Annotated in this window: 20 protein-coding genes; 17 read left to right on the forward strand and 3 right to left on the reverse strand. The window is 39.0% G+C overall.

Annotated elements, in window-relative coordinates:
- Positions 1-21 precede the first annotated feature (21 nt).
- From V7266_RS02055 to V7266_RS02090, 8 genes are read left to right on the forward strand one after another with little or no spacing between them, the layout of a single operon-like run.
- Positions 22-537, forward strand: a complete 516-nt coding sequence (locus V7266_RS02055) for a YqeG family HAD IIIA-type phosphatase (RefSeq protein WP_335465558.1) — start codon at positions 22-24, stop codon at positions 535-537.
- A 3-nt stretch (positions 538-540) separates the two neighbouring features.
- A complete protein-coding gene (yqeH, locus tag V7266_RS02060) occupies positions 541-1,647 on the forward strand; it encodes a ribosome biogenesis GTPase YqeH (protein WP_335465559.1) in 1,107 nt (368 codons plus the stop codon).
- Positions 1,648-1,682: 35 nt separating this feature from the next.
- On the forward strand, positions 1,683-2,516 hold the full coding sequence (gene aroE / locus V7266_RS02065; protein ID WP_335465560.1) for a shikimate dehydrogenase: 834 nt from the start codon (positions 1,683-1,685) through the stop codon (positions 2,514-2,516).
- Complete coding sequence (gene yhbY / locus V7266_RS02070) at positions 2,516-2,806, forward strand: ribosome assembly RNA-binding protein YhbY (protein ID WP_335465561.1); 291 nt, start codon at positions 2,516-2,518, stop codon at positions 2,804-2,806. Before aroE ends, yhbY begins: the two co-directional genes overlap by 1 nt.
- A gap of 35 nt (positions 2,807-2,841) precedes the next feature.
- Positions 2,842-3,411 carry a nicotinate-nucleotide adenylyltransferase gene (locus tag V7266_RS02075; protein ID WP_335465562.1) on the forward strand — a complete coding sequence of 190 codons (570 nt, stop codon included), beginning with the start codon at positions 2,842-2,844 and terminating at the stop codon, positions 3,409-3,411.
- Positions 3,401-3,967 (forward strand): bis(5'-nucleosyl)-tetraphosphatase (symmetrical) YqeK, encoded by a 567-nt coding sequence (gene yqeK / locus V7266_RS02080; RefSeq protein WP_335465563.1) that lies wholly within the window; start codon positions 3,401-3,403, stop codon positions 3,965-3,967. Before V7266_RS02075 ends, yqeK begins: the two co-directional genes overlap by 11 nt.
- A 3-nt stretch (positions 3,968-3,970) precedes the next feature.
- Positions 3,971-4,327 carry a ribosome silencing factor gene (gene rsfS / locus V7266_RS02085; protein WP_335465564.1) on the forward strand — a complete coding sequence of 119 codons (357 nt, stop codon included), beginning with the start codon at positions 3,971-3,973 and terminating at the stop codon, positions 4,325-4,327.
- On the forward strand, positions 4,324-5,070 hold the full coding sequence (locus V7266_RS02090; RefSeq protein ID WP_335465565.1) for a class I SAM-dependent DNA methyltransferase: 747 nt from the start codon (positions 4,324-4,326) through the stop codon (positions 5,068-5,070). The genes rsfS and V7266_RS02090 overlap by 4 nt, the downstream gene beginning before the upstream one ends.
- Before the next feature lie 72 nt (positions 5,071-5,142).
- On the opposite strand, the gene comER is transcribed toward V7266_RS02090, so the two are convergent.
- Positions 5,143-5,967, reverse strand: a complete 825-nt coding sequence (gene comER, locus V7266_RS02095; protein ID WP_335465566.1) for a late competence protein ComER — start codon at positions 5,965-5,967, stop codon at positions 5,143-5,145.
- 86 nt (positions 5,968-6,053) lie between these two features.
- Between comER and V7266_RS02100 the strand changes: the two genes are divergently transcribed.
- From V7266_RS02100 to V7266_RS02110, 3 genes are all read left to right on the forward strand, one after another.
- A complete protein-coding gene (locus V7266_RS02100; protein WP_335465567.1) occupies positions 6,054-6,704 on the forward strand; it encodes a helix-hairpin-helix domain-containing protein in 651 nt (216 codons plus the stop codon).
- 70 nt (positions 6,705-6,774) lie between these two features.
- The gene (locus V7266_RS02105; protein ID WP_335465568.1) at positions 6,775-7,230 is read left to right on the forward strand and encodes a ComE operon protein 2; all 456 of its coding nucleotides are present in this window, start codon (positions 6,775-6,777) and stop codon (positions 7,228-7,230) included.
- A gap of 91 nt (positions 7,231-7,321) precedes the next feature.
- Positions 7,322-9,649: a DNA internalization-related competence protein ComEC/Rec2 gene (locus V7266_RS02110; protein ID WP_335465569.1), complete on the forward strand. Its 2,328-nt coding sequence runs from the start codon at positions 7,322-7,324 to the stop codon at positions 9,647-9,649.
- Between the two features lie 261 nt (positions 9,650-9,910).
- Here V7266_RS02110 and V7266_RS02115 read toward each other — a convergent pair whose 3' ends face one another.
- Entirely contained in the window at positions 9,911-10,045 is a 135-nt protein-coding gene (locus tag V7266_RS02115) for a YqzM family protein (RefSeq protein ID WP_335465570.1), read from the reverse strand.
- Between the two features lie 307 nt (positions 10,046-10,352).
- On the opposite strand from V7266_RS02115, the gene holA reads away from it, so the two are divergent.
- Positions 10,353-11,369: a DNA polymerase III subunit delta gene (holA, locus tag V7266_RS02120; RefSeq protein WP_335465571.1), complete on the forward strand. Its 1,017-nt coding sequence runs from the start codon at positions 10,353-10,355 to the stop codon at positions 11,367-11,369.
- Between the two features lie 50 nt (positions 11,370-11,419).
- Here holA and rpsT read toward each other — a convergent pair whose 3' ends face one another.
- A complete protein-coding gene (gene rpsT, locus V7266_RS02125) occupies positions 11,420-11,680 on the reverse strand; it encodes a 30S ribosomal protein S20 (RefSeq protein WP_335465572.1) in 261 nt (86 codons plus the stop codon).
- A gap of 214 nt (positions 11,681-11,894) precedes the next feature.
- On the opposite strand from rpsT, the gene gpr reads away from it, so the two are divergent.
- From gpr to hemW, 5 genes are all read left to right on the forward strand, one after another.
- Positions 11,895-13,013, forward strand: coding sequence for a GPR endopeptidase (gene gpr, locus V7266_RS02130; protein ID WP_335465573.1), 1,119 nt, complete (start codon positions 11,895-11,897; stop codon positions 13,011-13,013).
- 123 nt (positions 13,014-13,136) lie between these two features.
- Entirely contained in the window at positions 13,137-14,342 is a 1,206-nt protein-coding gene (gene spoIIP, locus V7266_RS02135; RefSeq protein ID WP_335465574.1) for a stage II sporulation protein P, read from the forward strand.
- A 19-nt stretch (positions 14,343-14,361) separates the two neighbouring features.
- A complete protein-coding gene (locus tag V7266_RS02140; protein ID WP_335465575.1) occupies positions 14,362-14,688 on the forward strand; it encodes a YqxA family protein in 327 nt (108 codons plus the stop codon).
- 457 nt (positions 14,689-15,145) lie between these two features.
- Positions 15,146-16,981 carry a translation elongation factor 4 gene (gene lepA, locus V7266_RS02145; protein ID WP_335465576.1) on the forward strand — a complete coding sequence of 612 codons (1,836 nt, stop codon included), beginning with the start codon at positions 15,146-15,148 and terminating at the stop codon, positions 16,979-16,981.
- Between the two features lie 73 nt (positions 16,982-17,054).
- Positions 17,055-18,194, forward strand: coding sequence for a radical SAM family heme chaperone HemW (hemW, locus tag V7266_RS02150; protein ID WP_335465577.1), 1,140 nt, complete (start codon positions 17,055-17,057; stop codon positions 18,192-18,194).
- Positions 18,195-18,274: the final 80 nt, after the last annotated feature.

Consider the following 18,274-nt stretch of genomic DNA (forward strand, 5'->3'; position numbering starts at 1 on the left):
AACTAATGAGGTGTAAGCTTAGTGTTAAAACAATTTTTACCGAATGAACATGTGAAAAGCATTCTTGATATTTCACCTGAAGAATTAAAATCAAGAGGGGTAAAGGGGATTATTACCGATTTGGATAATACCCTTGTCGAATGGGATCGTCCGAGTGCAACTCCCCAATTGATCAAATGGTTTGATGAAATAAAAAAACAAAATATCCTGGTAACGATTGTTTCTAATAATAATGAAGAAAGAGTCAAGTTTTTTTCAGACCCTCTCAACATACCGTTTATTTATAGAGCACGGAAGCCAATGGGGCCAGCCTTTCACAGAGCAGTAAAACAAATGGGAATTAAAAGGGAAGAGGCAGTGGTAATTGGAGACCAATTATTAACTGATGTCCTTGGGGGAAATCGGAGCGGATTTCACACCATCTTGGTAGTCCCTGTTGCCTCGTCTGATGGGTTTTGGACCAAGTTCAATCGATTTGCGGAGAGAAGAATTTTAAATTGGTTCCGTAAAAAAGGAATGCTTCAATGGGAGGATTAGTCTGTGAGTGAACAACAATATATCTGTATGGGCTGTGGTGTAAAAGTCCAAACTGAAGAACCAAATGAATTGGGGTATGCACCTTCGTCTGCCTTGGAGAAAGAGACCATTATCTGCCAAAGATGTTTTCGTTTAAAACACTATAACGAAGTTCAAGACGTTAATTTGACGGATGATGACTTTTTAAAGATCTTAAATGAGATAGGCAAGTCAGATGCCCTCATAGTCATGATTGTAGATATCTTTGATTTTAACGGGAGCTGGCTGCCGGGCTTACACCGATTCGTTGGTAACAATAAGGTTGTACTTGTGGGAAATAAAGTTGATTTATTACCAAAGTCTGTAAAGCATAATAAGCTAATTCAATGGATGAAGAATGAATCCAAAGAATTGGGTCTAAGACCGGAAGAAGTATTTTTAGTTAGTGCTGCGAAGGGGCTGAATATTAAAGATACGGCCGCAGCTATTGATGTATTACGAGATGGAAAAGATGTTTATGTGGTCGGATGTACGAATGTTGGAAAATCAACCTTTATAAATCGAATTATTAAGGAAGTTACGGGCGAAGAAGACGTTATTACGACCTCACATTTCCCTGGAACAACATTAGATATCATTCAAATCCCGTTAGATGATGAAAGATCCTTGATTGATTCGCCAGGGATTATCAATCACCATCAAATGGCCCATTTTATTAACAAAAAGGATTTAAAAATCATCACCCCTAAGAAAGAAATAAAGCCAAAGGTATTTCAATTAAATGAAGGCCAAACCTTGTTCTTTGGGGGATTGGCACGTTTTGATTATATCTCGGGAGGCAGAAGATCCTTTGTTTGTTACGTATCAAATGAATTAAATATTCATCGTACAAAAATGGATAATGCGGAAAGTCTATATGAAAAACATGTTGGGGAACTTTTGACACCGCCAGGACCGGATGAATTAGACTCTTTTCCAGAGCTGGTCAGACAAGAATTTACGGTCAAAGAAGCCAAGACAGATATTGTTTTTTCAGGACTTGGATGGATAACGATTAATGAGCCGGGCGCAAAGGTAGCTGCTTATGTGCCAAAAGGTGTTCAAACCCTAATGCGAAGGTCATTAATCTAAAGAAAGAGAATTATAAAAACAGGGTGGGGGAACAGGTGAAAAAGCTATTTGCAGTTTTGGGGAATCCAATCGGGCACTCGATGTCGCCGGCAATGCACAATGATTTGTTTTCACTTTATAACATGGATGCGGTCTATCTTCCTTTCCAAGTAAAAGAAGAAGACTTAAAGGACGCAGTGAACGGATTAAGGGCAATGGGAGCAGTTGGCTTTAATGTCACGATTCCCCACAAAAGCAGGATTATTCCCTTTTTAGATGAAGTCGATGAATCAGCAGCTAGTATAGGGGCTGTAAATACCGTTGTGAATATAGATGGAAAATTAACTGGATATAACACCGACGGACTTGGTTTTTTGAAAGGGTTAAATGCTATTGTTCCAGAGATTAAAGAGAAACGAATATTAGTGATTGGAGCGGGTGGTGCGGCTAGAGCGATTTACTTTACCTTAGCCAAAGAAAACCCAATTCAGATTGATATTGCTAATCGTACAGTTGACAATGCGATCAGCCTCATCGAGGAATGTCCTTACTCTGCTTCTTCAAGGGCGTTTTCCATGGAAGAAGCAGGCAAACTTGTTGGTGAATATGATCTGTTTATTCAAACAACGATGATCGGTATGTCTCCAAACATTACAGAAACGCCGTTAGACCTGCAAAATTTAAGTGAGCAGTCTGTTGTCTGTGACATCATCTATAACCCGCTTGAAACAAGTTTTTTACATGAAGCGAGTGAAAAAGGGGCAACGGTACAGAACGGTATTGATATGTTTGTTTATCAGGGTGCCTTGGCTTTTGAAAAATGGACAGGTATATTTCCTGATATACAAAGAATGAAAGAAAATGTGTTGCAACAACTAGGAGGAAAATAATGCTAACAGGTAAACAAAAAAGATTTTTACGGTCAAAAGCACATCATTTAGATCCGATCTTTCAAGTTGGGAAGGGCGGGGTAAATGAGAATATGATTAAACAAATTGCTAATGCCTTAGAGGCAAGGGAACTTTTTAAAATAAGTGTCTTGCAGAATTGTGAGGAAGATAAAACGGAGGTAGCTGACCAGCTGGCCAACGGTACGGGAGCCGAGATTGTTCAAATCATCGGAAACACGATTGTCTTGTATAAAGAATCTGCAGAAAAGAAAACAATTGTTCTTCCCTAAAAAGGTGACCTTTAAAAGTAAAGGATGGCGAATGCATGAAGAAAGTTGGAATATTGGGCGGCACGTTTGATCCGCCCCATTATGGACATCTTTTGATTGCCAATGAAGTTCTTTCGGCACTTAAGCTCGATCAAATTTGGTTTATGCCAAACCATGAACCGCCACATAAGAAAAAACCGGAGTCTGTTAAGGATGAGGACCGCCTTCGTATGCTGGAGCTGGCAATTGAGGGAAACTCGGCATTCAGGGTTCAACCAATCGAACTCGAACGGAACGGGCCCTCCTATACAGTTGATACAATGAGAATACTGAATGATGAGTATTCTGACCATCAATTTTTCTTTATAATTGGTGCTGATATGATTGAATACTTGCCCAAATGGCATGATATTGATATACTTGTTAACCTTGTCCAATTTGTTGGGGTTGAAAGACCATCTTACAGCCATCAAACAGACTACCCTGTTCTTTATGTTGACATACCTGCCATTGATGTGTCATCTAGTATGATAAGGGATAGAGTGAAATTAAGGAAATCGGTTCGTTACTTGCTGCCAGATTCCGTTATTGATTATATAGAGGAGAAACATTTATATGGAACGTGAAAAAGCTTTAGAATTGGTGAAAATTCAATTAACGGAACATCGCTATCAGCATACAATCGGGGTAATGGAAACAGCTATTCGCTTGGCAGAGAAATATGGAGCAGATGCAAAACAAGCGGAAATAGCAGCCATTTTTCATGATTATGCCAAATTTCGCCCAAAAGCTGAAATGAAGGAAATCATTGAGTCACAAGATCTTCCGCAGGATTTGCTTTTATATAATACCGAATTGTGGCATGCTCCAGTTGGTGCATACCTGGTAGAAAAAGAGGCAGGGGTGAGCGATCAAGATGTATTGGATGCCATCCGCTACCATACTTCTGGAAGACCTAATATGACATTGCTGGAAAAAGTGATTTATTTAGCAGATTATATTGAGCCGGGCAGGCATTTTCCAGGTGTAGAGGAAGTAAGAGAAATTGCAAAAGAAAATTTAGATAAGGCACTCGTAAAAGCTATTCAAAATACGATCCTCTTTTTATTGAAAAAGAACCAAACGATTTATCCGGAGACATTTTACACTTATAATGATTTAATCCAAAAACTGGAGGACTGATGAATGGATAATCAAGAACTTCTAAAGATTGCGGTAAAAGCAGCAGATGATAAAAGAGCTGAAGAAATTTTGGCGTTAGATATGAAAGGGATCTCGTTAATTGCTGATTATTTTATTATTTGTCATGGTAACTCTGACAAGCAGGTACAGGCGATTGCTCGAGAAATGAAAGAAAAGGCCCAAGAGAACGGTTATGATGTAAAAAGAATCGAAGGATTTGATGAAGCAAGATGGGTGCTAATTGATTTAGGGGATGTTGTAGCCCATGTGTTCCACCGTGATGAACGGAGTTATTACAATTTAGAACGTTTGTGGGGCGATGCACCACATGTTGATATCCATAGTGAGTTAAATTCATGAGTTATGAGCAATTTGCCTATTTGTACGATGAGCTTATGAAAGATGCCCCATATGACCAATGGGTATCGTTTGTTCAAGACATTCTTGTCAAATATGATGTTGAAGCAACCAGCCTGTTAGATTTAGCCTGCGGGACAGGGGAGATCTCCGTTCGCTTGGCTAACCAAGGTTTTGAGGTTACGGGAATCGATTTATCAGAAGATATGCTGTCAGTAGCTCAAGCAAAGGCAGAGTCGCTGGGAGTTAAGATCCCTTTTTTTCAACAAGACATGGCAAATTTGGAAGGGCAAGGTCAATTTGATGTAGTAAGTATCTTTTGTGATTCCTTAAATTATTTGCAAACAGAAGAAGAAGTAATTTCGACTTTTTCAAATGTACATCAACATTTACAGGATAATGGATTGTTTGTTTTTGATGTACATTCTATCTATAAAATGGCAGAAGTGTTCATTAAACAAACCTTTGCCTTGAATGAGGATGAAATTTCCTATATTTGGAATAGTTTCCCTGGGGATGATCCCAATAGTGTGGAACATGAACTGAGTTTTTTTGTTTTAGACGAACGAATAGGAAAATATGATCGAATCGATGAACTTCATTACCAGCGAACTTATCCAATTAATCAATATTCTAACTGGTTGGACGCTGCTGGCTTTCAATTGCTTGAGATTAGTGCCGATTTTAAACATTCAGAACCAACTCAAGCATCTGAACGAATCTTCTTTGTTGCTAAGAAAAAATAAAAAAAGCCATCTTTTTGACAAAAAGATGGCTTTTTTATCATTTATTAAAGGAATTTGTAAATCGATAGCGAATTATTGTCTAGAGAACTGATTCTCTACCTTTTCCAAATCCTCTTTGAATTTTGCATGAGTGGCTTGAAACACGTGTTCAAATACAGACCCAAGCTCAGCATCTAACACCTTAATTCCTTCACCTGTTATCCCGCCCTTTACACACACCTTTTCTTGTAATGACGGTAATGTATAATGCCCTTGCTTAATTAGTTCCCCGAGTCCTACAATCATTTCACTCGCAAAAACTGTCGCTGTTTCCGTATCAATCTGAGTCTCTTTCACTGCAGCCTGTATAAAATTCTGAAGCAAATAGCTAAAGAAAGCAGGACCGCAGCTGACAATATCAGAGGCTACCCTTGTAATTTTTTCATCAATATGAACCGGCACTGAAATTTTGGAAATTAGCTTTTCTAATTTCGTTTTCCAATGGTCACTGCAATTCTCCCCATACGTAACGAGTGAAACCCCAGCTAATGCTCGATTTGTAATGCTAGGGATTACTCGGACAGTTGAACAGGCTACTCTTTTTTCGATTTGGCCTGTACTGACAGGACTTGTTATTGAAACCAGACATTTATCAGCGGTTAAATGTGGATTAATTTGATCAAGCAGATTACGGATGTCTAATGGCTTTACACAGATAAAGATTAAATCGGATTGTGCAGCTACTTCTTCCGGACTTTGTGCAACCAAAATGTCCTTATATTTATCTTTAAGCAGCAAGGCTTTTGATTTTGTTCGATTCGTTATCATCATGGAAGAAGGGAAAGCGGCCTTTCCGTCAATCAAAGCCTCCACTATGATTCGCCCCATATTACCTGTACCAATAATGCCTATATTCACTACTCGACCCTCCTTCGCATCCCGTATTCTTTTATAACATTATGAAAATGAAATGTGAAATATACCTTTAGAAAGGATGGATATTCTTGAAAGATTGGTTAATTGAACACAAGATTCATATTGCTGTAGTGCTGATGCTTGCTCTCGGAGGTTATTATTATTTTTATGTTCAGGGTCCTGAGGATTCTGCCCCACTGAATTCCATTAGTCAAGAGAACGAGGTTCTAAAAGAAAATGTAGAGACACAAACAGAAAAGAAAGTCACAGCAGCGGCTGACAAGCCTGAAACGATTATGGTGGATGTAAAGGGACAAATCAATCGTCCAGGCGTTTATCAATCTAACACAGAGGAAAGGGTAATTGATGTAATAGGACGAGCAGGCGGATTAACGGCACAGGCTGACCAGACACAAGTTAATTTTGCGGAGCATGTGGAAGATGAAATGGTCATTTACATACCAGCCAAGGGTGAGGAGGTCAGTACTTTACCTTCAGCAACGGGGAATAGTGGAACGGTCTCGAGCGGGATGAGTCAAAATCAAGGGAAAATTAATGTTAATAAAGCGGATGAACAGGAGCTGCAAAATCTTCCAGGGATTGGACCAGCAAAAGCAGCAGCGATTATCGAGTTTCGAAATACCAGCGGCCCGTTTAAAGTGATTGAGGACTTAAAGAACATTAGCGGAATTGGTGATAAGACATTTGAAAAACTAAAAGACCTAATCGTCGTAAAATAAAACTTCCATTGACCTAAAATGACTTGTACCAGTAAACTTAAAAGAAAAGTTATTAAAGGAGTGGAGAAACGTGGAACGAATTTCTTGGGATCAATATTTTATAGCACAAAGCCATCTACTTGCTTTAAGAAGTACGTGTACAAGATTGACCGTGGGCGCAACCATTGTCAGGGATAAACGAATTATTGCCGGAGGCTATAACGGTTCGATCGCAGGCGGCGATCATTGTATTGATAAAGGGTGCTATGTAATTGATCATCATTGTGTAAGAACCATTCATGCTGAAATGAATGCACTATTGCAATGTGCAAAGTTCGGTGTACCAACTGCTGATGCAGAAATTTATGTGACCCATTTCCCTTGTCTTCAATGCTGTAAGGCGATCATTCAAGCTGGGATCAAAACTGTGTATTATGCTGAGGATTATAAAAATCATCCATATGCCATTGAGCTGTTTGAACAGGCAAAGGTAAAAATTGAGAAGGTCGAATTAAAAGAGCCAGTAATCCAATTAGGCAAATCTTAACCTCTAAATGGCGCCGAATGACTTTCGGCGTCCATCCACGCAATCAGTCATCCCCACTATCTTCAAAATATTCCATTATGGAGATTAAATAATGAGCGGAAAATATTTTTATGTCGCCCTAGGTGCATTTTTAGGTGTAATATGTTCACTTATAAAGCTTTTCCCATTTCTTATAATAGGTTTTTTATATATCCTTGCATTAGTTAAACTTAAAAAGTTCAAACAAACTCAAATTTTACTGATTCTCTTTTTAGGGATTGGTTTTTATTTAAGAGCGAATTGGGTAACTACACATAATCAATCTAAACTTTCGCCAGATAAAACGTTTTTTTACATAGAGTATATGCAAGATCCCACTGTTGATGGCGATTTATTGAAGGTACAAGGTAAAGAACTTAAATATAAAGAAAAAGTTCTGCTGCGTTATCAAATTAAATCTGAGGAAGAAAAAACGTTTCTGCAAAATCATAGCCTTTATAGCTGCCTTTGCCAAGTTAAAGGGACATTAAAAAAGCCTTCCACGGCAAAAAATCCGAATGGATTTGACTATCGAGGATATTTAGCAGCGAAAAATATTTTTTGGGTAATCGATCTCCAGCAAAGTCCGCTTCAAAATTGCAAACCCATTAAATCCTCTCCCTCCATTTTTATAAAACAGCTTCGCTTTACAGGAATAAACTATCTAAAAAAGCATTTTCCTGAGGAGATTTCAGGGTTGTCAGCTGCATTAATATTTGGTGATACCAATACCCTTGACCCAGAACTATTAAGCGATTACCAGCGTACGGGCATCGTCCACTTATTGGCCATTTCCGGTCTCCATGTTTCCTTGTTCATTGGGATGATTTTTTTTATTGGAATTAGATGCGGGCTGACTAGACAGTTTATGACGAATTTTCTTTTAATCCTCTTACCTGTTTATGTTGTTTTAACCGGAAGTTCCCCCTCTGTCATTCGTTCTTGCTTGATGATCGCTCTGATTTTGGTGGCTGAAAAGTGGAGGAGCCATCTAAGGATTATTACCATTGATGCCATAAGTTTGGCCTTTATCCTTTATCTATTTGTTTCGCCATTGGTCCTTTTTGATATTGGCTTCCAGCTTTCCTTTTTAGTCAGTTTTGCCATTATTTTAGCTGCCCCCATCATCCTCAAAAGATATCAAGGAAATGGAGCAAAGATGGCTGCCACCTCCGTGACTGCGCAGCTGTCAGCCATGCCGCTTTTACTTTACCATTATTTCGGGGTTTCCATGATAGGTATAGCTGCAAACTTGTTGTATATCCCTCTTTTTTCCTTTGTATATCTCCCTGCCGTATATGTATTATTTTTCATTCAATTGCTATTCGGAACAACTCCAAGGATTTTGATGATCCTCCTACAAAAGACAATTGAACTTTCTGATACACTTCTTGAGGTTTTGGGGAATTTGCCTTACACCAGTTTTACACCTGGAAAACCACACTCCATAATCGTTCTCGTTTACATGATCCTTATTGCTTTATTCTTTTACGTTTGGGAAAGGAGGCCTTATTTAAATAAGAGAGTGCATTTAATGATTGTTGTTTTTACCATCTTTTCCATACAACCCTGCTGGAATTGGTTGAATCCTTATGGTGAAGTGACCATGATTGATGTAGGACAGGGGGATAGTATTTTGATTCATTTTCCACATGGAAGAGGCAACTATCTCATTGATACAGGCGGTTCGTTGAACTTCAAAGAGGAAGAGTGGAGAATGAGGTCCAAACCATTCGAAGTTGGACGGGATGTGGTTGTTCCATTTTTAAAAGGGAAAGGGATTACAAAAATTGATAAGTTAATCCTAACCCATGGCGATATGGATCATATTGGCGGTGCAAGTTCGATTCTTTCAGAACTTGAGGTCAAACAAATTTTAATGCCATCAGTAACTGAACCGTCGGAGACAGAGGAGCTTATTGCTAAGGAAGCAGCAAAACAAGTAATACCAATCTTAAAAGTATCATCAGGGGATGATTGGCATCAAAACGGAAATGATTTTTATATTGTTTCTCCAGAGAAAAACTTTACGGGCGAAAGAAATAGAGGGTCCATAACCATTGTGGCAAAGATAGGCGGTATCAGTTGGTTTTTTGGAGGAGATCTCGATCAGGAAGGGGAACAGAATGTAATCGTTCAGCATCCTAATTTAACTATTGATGTTCTAAAAGTTGGCCATCATGGCAGTAAAACGTCAAGCGCCGAGGTCTTTATTAATCAAATCAAACCAAAGGTCGCGCTTATCTCCGTCGGTGAACATAACCGGTTTGGGCATCCACATCAAGAAGTCTTAAACCGTTTGGCCGCTGCTAATACAAAGATTTATCGTACCGATTTACAGGGGGCAATCACCTATTATTTTTATGGAGGAAAAGGAACCTTTTCAACCTATTTACCATAAGGTATAGTAAAACTTTTAATAAAAAGGCTCTGTTGAACGACATTGATGTTTTTTATACTCTGTTGATTGGAGCGGAAGGCGTTCGACTCCTGCGGGAGTACGGGGCAGGGGAGACCCCACAGGCGCTTAAGCGCCGAGGAGGCTCCCCGGCACGCCCGCGGAAAGTGAGCGCCTGAAGCGGAAATTAACAGCCAATTTGCACAGAGCTAATAAAAAAAGACTGCACTGATGCAGCCTCTTTAATAAATTATGTAGCTTTCATTAGGAACCGATTAACTTAATGACTGTTGCAATGATAAATATTACAGCAAAAAAACCGAAAGAAACTCCAAACCCTACCCCAGAATCGATCGCATCATTACGTTTGCTTTGCACTTCTTTTTCAAAATGATTCACGCTCTACCCCTCCTATTTTCAAGTATAGTATAAGCTATTTGTCTAAAAAAATCCAGCACGCTTTCGCTTCTTTCCTGTACTGACAAGAGTTGTCAAAATAGTTCGACTCGGTAAGGGCTACAATATAAGTAACAGGAATCCCGCCAGGCAATATAAGATCCTAGGTCAAATATTACTGGCGTTCAAATAGATTCGGGAATTGGCATTTGTTGGTGAAACCGTGCTAATTCCCTTTAAGTACTTGTCAAAAGGTCCGAGCTTCTTTACCATAAGAGATGAGTGAAAATTTAGGGGAGCGCTGGACAATATGGTACAAGAGATATGGAGAAAAATTAAAAAAAAGGAAATAGCTCCTATTTATCTATTATACGGAACCGAGGCATTTTTAATCAATGAAACAAAACAAATGCTTTTAAACAACATTCTTGACGAAGAAGACAAGGATTTTAATTTTTCAGCATATGACTTAGAGGAAACTCCGGTTGATTTGGCATTAGAGGACGCTGAGACTTTTCCTTTTTTAGGCGAGAAAAAGGTTGTATTTTTACATAATCCCGTGTTTTTAACAGCGGAGAAAACAAAAGAAAAAGTAGAACACAATCTGGCTAAATTGGAAGCATATTTAAAAGAGCCAGCACCATATACGGTAATGGTCATTTCAGCTCCATATGAAAAGTTGGACGAAAGAAAAAAGATTACCAAAGAACTTAAGCGACATGCTGAATTAGTTGAGGCCAAAAAGTTATCTGAACATGAGTTGAAAAAATGGATAAGGGATCGGGTAAAAGGCAATGGTCTTGAAATTGAGGAAAGTGCAATTGACCAATTGCTGGCTTTAGCTGGGACTAATATGTTTATGCTTGCCAGTGAGGTGGACAAATTGTCCCTGTATGCGGCTGAACAAAATTGTATTTCTAGCGAGCTAGTAGAAAAATTGGTTGCCAGAACACTTGAGCAAAACATTTTTACCCTTATTGAACGAGTGGTCCAGAGAAGATTAGATGAGGCGCTAAGGATTTATTATGATTTGTTAAAACAAAATGAAGAACCGATTAAGATACTGGCACTTTTGTCTGGACAATTTCGGTTAATCTATCAGGTAAAGGAGCTTTCAAGGAGGGGGTATGGGCAGCAGCAAATTGCCGCCTATTTAAAGATTCATCCGTTTCGTGTCAAGCTTGCCCTAGGTCAGGCTGGCAGTTTTACGGATGAAGAATTAGCTAACTTGATGGGGATCCTAGCAGATGCTGACTATCAGATGAAAACCGGCGGAATGAATAAGTCGCTACTAATTGAAATGCTATTGTTCCGATTAAAAAGATAATAAAAAAACGATTCCGGGTAGGAATCGTTTTTTTGTACGCTTTTTAAAAATTAAAGAGCGTTAGACTTTTTCATTAGACGTGATTTTTTACGAGCAGCAGCGTTTTTGTGGATAAGACCTTTAGCAGCAGCCTTGTCTAATTTACTAGCAGCAGCAACTAATGCTTCTTTTGCAGCAGCAGCATCGTTAAGAGTAACAGCAGCTTCTACTTTTTTAACAGCCGTACGCATTGCAGATTTAGCAGTTGTATTTTGAGCATTACGAGCTTCAGTTGTTTTCACACGCTTAATAGCAGATTTAATGTTAGGCATTACATTCACCTCCTACAAGGAATCGAGACTTATATGAACTCGACTTTACATTCATCCATAATAATTCAGAACAAGAAGTATTTTATCAAAACAATGGCTAGATTGCAATACACAATTAAAAGGTGAGAAAATTTAAAATGCATGTTTTACGGGCTTAGGGGCAAAAATAGGAAATAGTTTCTATTTTGGATATTCTCTATTAGGAGTGAACTTCATGAATGAGTCTATTGATTTAAGCAAATATTCGGTACGAACAGATTTAGCGATTGAAGCTAGAGAAATGGTGCTTGCTGGAAGATCCGTTGGAGAAGAAGAGAACCTTTCGAAAATCGAAGGTGTCATAATTAAAGAAAAAGATGTTGATGATATAAAAATTTCTCTTGTTGAGGTCACAAAGCAAGGGGAGGAACAGCTGGGCAAAAAAGCAGGGCGGTATTTAACACTAGAAGTTCAGGGGATTAGGCAGCAGAATTCCGAAGTTCAGCAGAAGGTGCAGGAAATCTTTGCCCGGGAGTTTGCCCATTTTTTAGAAGGAACAGGTATAAAAAAAACGGATTCTTGTCTCGTGGTAGGATTGGGAAATTGGAATGTTACCCCGGATGCACTCGGTCCAATGGTTTGTGAAAATCTGTTGGTAACCCGTCATCTATTTCAACTACAGCCGGAGAATGTTGAAGAGGGATACCGCTCTGTTAGTGCCTTATCACCAGGTGTAATGGGCTTAACGGGAATTGAAACAAGCGACATCATTTTTGGGGTGGTTGAAAAAACGAAGCCGGATTTCGTGATTGCTATCGATGCATTAGCATCACGTTCCATTGAGAGAGTGAATTCAACCATTCAAATATCTGATACCGGTATCCATCCTGGTTCAGGTGTCGGAAACAAAAGAAAAGAACTAAGTAAGGAGACACTAGGGATTCCGGTGATCGCAATTGGGATTCCAACGGTCGTTGACGCTGTTTCAATCACTAGTGATACGATTGATTTTATTTTAAAACACTTTGGAAAAGAGCTTAAGGAAGGAAATCGCCCTTCGAGAGCTCTTGCACCAGCTGGCATGACTTTTGGTGAGAAAAGAAAGTTAACAGAAGAGGATCTGCCGGAAGAAAAACATCGTAAAACTTTTTTAGGCATGATTGGCGCGCTTCCAGATGACGAAAAAAGAAAATTAATCTACGAAGTGCTCTCCCCAATTGGTCATAATTTAATGGTGACCCCTAAAGAAGTGGATGTGTTCATTGAGGATATGGCAAATCTTATTGCCAATGGATTAAATGCCTCATTACATTCTGCTATTGATCAAGAGAACGCTGGATTTACTACAAGATAATAATTAAAAAAAGAGGTCTAGCTATCCATAGACCTCTTTCCTTCAACTATTAAAATAAATCATAGTTCTACCAATTCTAGTAAGGTCATAGAATTTACTAGAATCGTTTAGCGAGGTGGAACTATGAAAAATACTAGAACATCAGGTGCATTTTTAATTGTCCAAGGTACGAGCATCTTGAAAATATTTGCCGCACTTTCCTTATTTATAATATTGATTTTCTCTATCAGCGGGCTGTTAACGTCATTAAAGCCGCAATATAGACTTATGTCCACATCCGTCAATCAAGCTGCTACTAATGTGAATGGTGAACTCCTTTATCAACTAATGGGCTGGGAAAACCACCATTTTTTAAAAGTAGAGAACAGTTGGGTAACGACACCAAAGCTAACCAATTTGATATTTAAACTTTCGAGCAATATTAATCTAAATGACCCGCGCAGTCTTCTTGGCAGAGAACTACCTGGATTCTACCAATTCGATGGAAAGATTCTTGTGGCCGGAGAGGGAACAAATTATACAAATATGCCAGTTGAATCCGCACCGCCGATTGAAATTATGAAAGAGCAGCGTGAAGCTGCCTTGCAAAATCTGGAGGGATTGGACAAGCCTTCAGATGAAAATTCTTCACAAGCACCTGGTCAAACTACTGGGAGCAGAAAGGTTGTCTACGTTTACTTCTCTCATAACCGGGAATCCTATTTACCATATCTTAAAGGGGTAACGGACCCGGATTTAGCGTATCATTCACAAATAAACGTGACCAAGATTGGCGACCAATTAAAAACAAGCTTGGCTGACAGAGGGATTGGCAGTTTTATAGATAAGACGGATATCCAAGCGGAATTAAACAAAAAGGGCTGGAAGTTCTGGCAGTCCTATGATGAATCGAGGACCGTTGTTCAGACTGCCATGGCAAACAATCGCGATTTAAACTATTTTATTGATATTCATCGCGACTCGCAGCGACGAGATAAAACAACCGTCACAATTAATGGAAAAGCTTATGCAAAGGTAGCCTTTATCATTGGCGGGAAAAACCCAAATTACGAAAAGAATGCAAAACTGGCTAAAGAACTCCATGATCGACTTCAAGAAAAATATAAAGGATTAAGTAGAGGAGTCATTATAAAAAATGCTGCAGGATCCAATAGTATTTACAATCAAAACCTCTCGGCAAATGCCATCTTAATGGAATTTGGCGGTGTTGATAATACTTTTGCTGAATTAAACCGCTCCGCCGACGCACTCGCAGATGTTTTTAGTGATTATTACTGGCAGGCAGAAAAAGTAAATCAGGATACAGAGCAACCGTCTACTAAACAATAGTGGTTAGGAGCACATCTTTATGAAAATGTTTATGTTAAAAAGCTTATGTCTAGCTGCTGTATTGCTAATTGCTGTGTTAACAGGCATGCAATTGGCGAACAATGGAATTCAAAAAATGAAAGGGTATGACGACCCCAGTTTAGAAACAGCAGTCAGTTTCCAAAAAAAAGATAATCAAATTCGAGCTTCGGTTCTTGGAAATGATATATCCAGCCATGATATTGCGGCAAAAAAGAAAAAACTAGAGGAAATAAGTGCCTTTAATTTCTTCTCTTCCATGGGCAGAAAAATGTCAGACGGGATTACAGGAGCTTCAGAAAAATTAGTTCATTTCATTGCGGATTAGGTAAAGACGGATCCATTTGGCGGGCATTGAAAAAATGTAAGTGTGTATCTAAATTGGCTGTTGATTTCCACTCCAGGCGGCTTCGCTTACCGCGGGCGTGACGGGGAGCCTCCTCGGCGCATTAGCGCCTGCGAGGTCTCCCGCAGGACATTGATTTTACATCCTCGAATCTGCCCACGCACGAAGGAAATGCGTTAGCATTTTCGAGGAGTCTTCGCCGCCTTACGCTCCAATCAACAGAGTTCTTTTACTTAGTCTCTATTTAAAAAGGTATAGTTCTCATGATTAAGAGGATTATACCTTTGTTGTTTTAATTGAATGATACTGGCATCATCCTTTTCAATTTGCTCCAATCATTGCTAATTTGGCAGAGAGGCATTCTGTATTGAATCTTAACAGCCCTACTGATATAATCAAAAATAGTGTACATGTGCGAGTATAGTAGGAGTGGAAGACCATGAACAGAGAAGAAAAACTCAAACGACAATCGAAAATTAGAAATTTTTCCATTATTGCCCATATTGACCATGGGAAATCAACATTAGCTGACCGGATATTAGAAAAAACCAATGCCTTATCCTCTCGTGAAATGAAAGATCAGCTGTTGGATTCAATGGATTTAGAAAGAGAACGCGGGATTACGATTAAGTTAAATGCTGTCCAATTAAATTACAAAGCAAAAGATGGGGAAGAATATACTTTCCATTTAATAGATACACCGGGACATGTCGATTTTACCTATGAAGTTTCAAGAAGTCTTGCAGCATGTGAAGGGGCTGTTTTAGTCGTAGATGCTGCGCAGGGAATTGAAGCACAAACACTAGCAAACGTATACTTAGCCCTGGATAATGACCTTGAAATATTACCCGTTATTAATAAAATTGACTTGCCAAGTGCTGAACCGGAAAGGGTCCGCGCTGAAATCGAAGAAGTAATTGGTCTGGATGCCTCTGAAGCCGTTCTTGCATCAGCAAAAGCTGGCATTGGAATTGAAGAGATTCTCGAACAGGTTGTTGAGAAGGTTCCTGCTCCAACAGGAGATCCGGAAGCCCCTTTAAAAGCATTGATTTTTGACTCTTTATATGATGCTTATCGTGGCGTTGTTGCCTACATCCGTGTCGTCGAAGGTACCGTTAAAGTCGGTGATAAAATTAAGATGATGGCGACTGGAGCAGAGTTTGAAGTAAACGAAGTGGGTGTTTTCACACCAAAGGCAGTTATGCGGGACGAGCTTTCCGTTGGGGATGTTGGTTTCTTGACAGCCTCAATTAAAAATGTTGGGGACACACGTGTCGGTGATACGATTACCAACGCTAAAAACGGTGCGACTGAACCGCTTCCAGGTTATCGAAAATTAAATCCAATGGTATATTGCGGTCTTTACCCAATTGATACTGCAAGATTTAATGATCTTCGTGAAGCTTTGGAAAAACTGCAATTAAATGATTCTGCACTTCAATTTGAGCCAGAGACATCTCAAGCACTTGGATTTGGTTTCCGCTGTGGATTCCTTGGACTTCTTCATATGGAAATCATTCAAGAACGGATTGAACGTGAATTTAAGATTGATTTAATTACAACAGCACCAAGTGTTATCTACCATGTTCATTTAACAGATGGCACTCAACAGAATGTCGACAACCCATCTGATATGCCTGACCCGCAAAAAATTGATCGTGTGGAAGAGCCGTATGTTAAAGCAACGATGATGGCCCCAAATGATTATGTTGGTGCTATTATGGAGCTTTGCCAATTAAAGCGCGGAGTCTTTATTGACATGCAATATCAAGGTGAAAACCGAGTCAGCATCGTGTATGAAATTCCATTGGCTGAAATTGTTTATGATTTCTTTGATCAGTTAAAATCGAGTACCCGAGGGTATGCGTCCTTTGATTATGAATTGATCGGTTATCAACCTTCAAGTCTGGTTAAAATGGATATATTACTAAATGCCGAAAAAGTGGATGCCTTAAGTTTTATTGTCCATAAAGATTTTGCCTATGACCGAGGCAAGATCATTGTTGAGAAACTGAAAGAACTGATCCCAAGACAACAGTTCGAGGTGCCTATTCAAGCGGCAATTGGGCAAAAAATTGTGGCTCGTTCTACGATTAAAGCGATGCGTAAAAACGTATTAGCTAAATGTTACGGCGGAGATATCTCTCGTAAACGTAAATTGTTAGAAAAGCAAAAAGAAGGTAAGAAACGGATGAAGCAAGTAGGATCTGTTGAGGTACCACAAGAAGCGTTTATGGCAGTATTGAAAATGGACGATAACAATACGAAAAAATAAACAAAGAGAGGTTAGGGATTGCCTGATAGCAGGTTTTCCTAGCCTTTTTTTATTATAGAATAGAGGAAGAAATATGATTAAAGCAGCATACCTTCATATCCCTTTTTGTGAGCATATTTGCCACTATTGTGACTTTAATAAAGTGTTTTTGAAGGGACAGCCGGTTGATGATTATTTAAAATCTCTCGACCGAGAAATGAAAATGACCCTTGGAGAATTTCCAACTAATTCCTTGGACACGATTTTTGTTGGCGGTGGAACCCCCACTTCCTTAAATGAAAAACAGCTCTACACTTTTTGTGAAAGCATTAACAACAATCTGTCAAAAAGTGATAGTGTCGAATTTACTTTTGAAGCCAACCCTGGTGATTTATCAAAAGAAAAATTACAAATATTAAAGAATGCTGGTGTAAATCGAATCAGTCTTGGTGTTCAAACCTTTAATGAGGAACTGCTTAAAAAAATTGGGCGTGTCCACAGAGCAAAGGATGTTTACCAGACGGTTGAAAACGCAAAAAAAGTTGGCTTTGAGAATATCAGCATTGATTTGATATTCAGTCTGCCAACTCAAACTGTCCAAGACTTTAAAGAGTCATTAACAGAGGCCTATTCGCTGGATATTCCACATTTTTCGGCTTATTCGCTCATCATTGAGCCTAAAACGGTTTTTTACAATTTATTAAAAAAGGGCAAGCTGCCGACTCCCGGTGAAGATGTGGAGGCAAGAATGTATGAAATGTTAATGGAAGAAATGGAAATTCACGGGTTTCATCAATACGAAATCAGTAATTTTTCTAGACCGGGGTTTGAAAGTAAGCATAATTTAACTTATTGGAATAATGAACATTACTATGGTTTTGGTGCAGGTGCACATAGTTATATAAACGGACATAGAAGGTCAAATTCTGGACCATTAAAAAAATATATGGAACAAATCAACAATCATGTTCTTCCTCTTTTTGAAGATCATCTCGTAACAAAAGAAGAGCAGATGGAAGAAGAAATGTTCCTCGGGCTCCGAAAAACGGAAGGGGTCTCCATTGCTCACTTTTATGAAAAATTTGCCCTTGATCCTTTAAAATTATTTGCAAAAGAACTCGCTGATCTAAGTGCGAAACAATGGATAGAAGTCCAAAACGATAATATATATTTAACTAAAAAGGGCCGCCTATTGGGGAATGAAGTGTTCCAAGCCTTTTTAGGTGTCATCTAAACCAAGTCTTTAGGATGAAGTGTCATTTTGCGTTCTTTTTGATTGACACCATCCCACTTTTTTTGATAATTTATTAATAT

The sequence above is a fragment of the Neobacillus drentensis genome (assembly GCF_036965645.1).
Classification (GTDB): Bacteria; Bacillota; Bacilli; order Bacillales; family Cytobacillaceae; genus Neobacillus; species Neobacillus drentensis_D.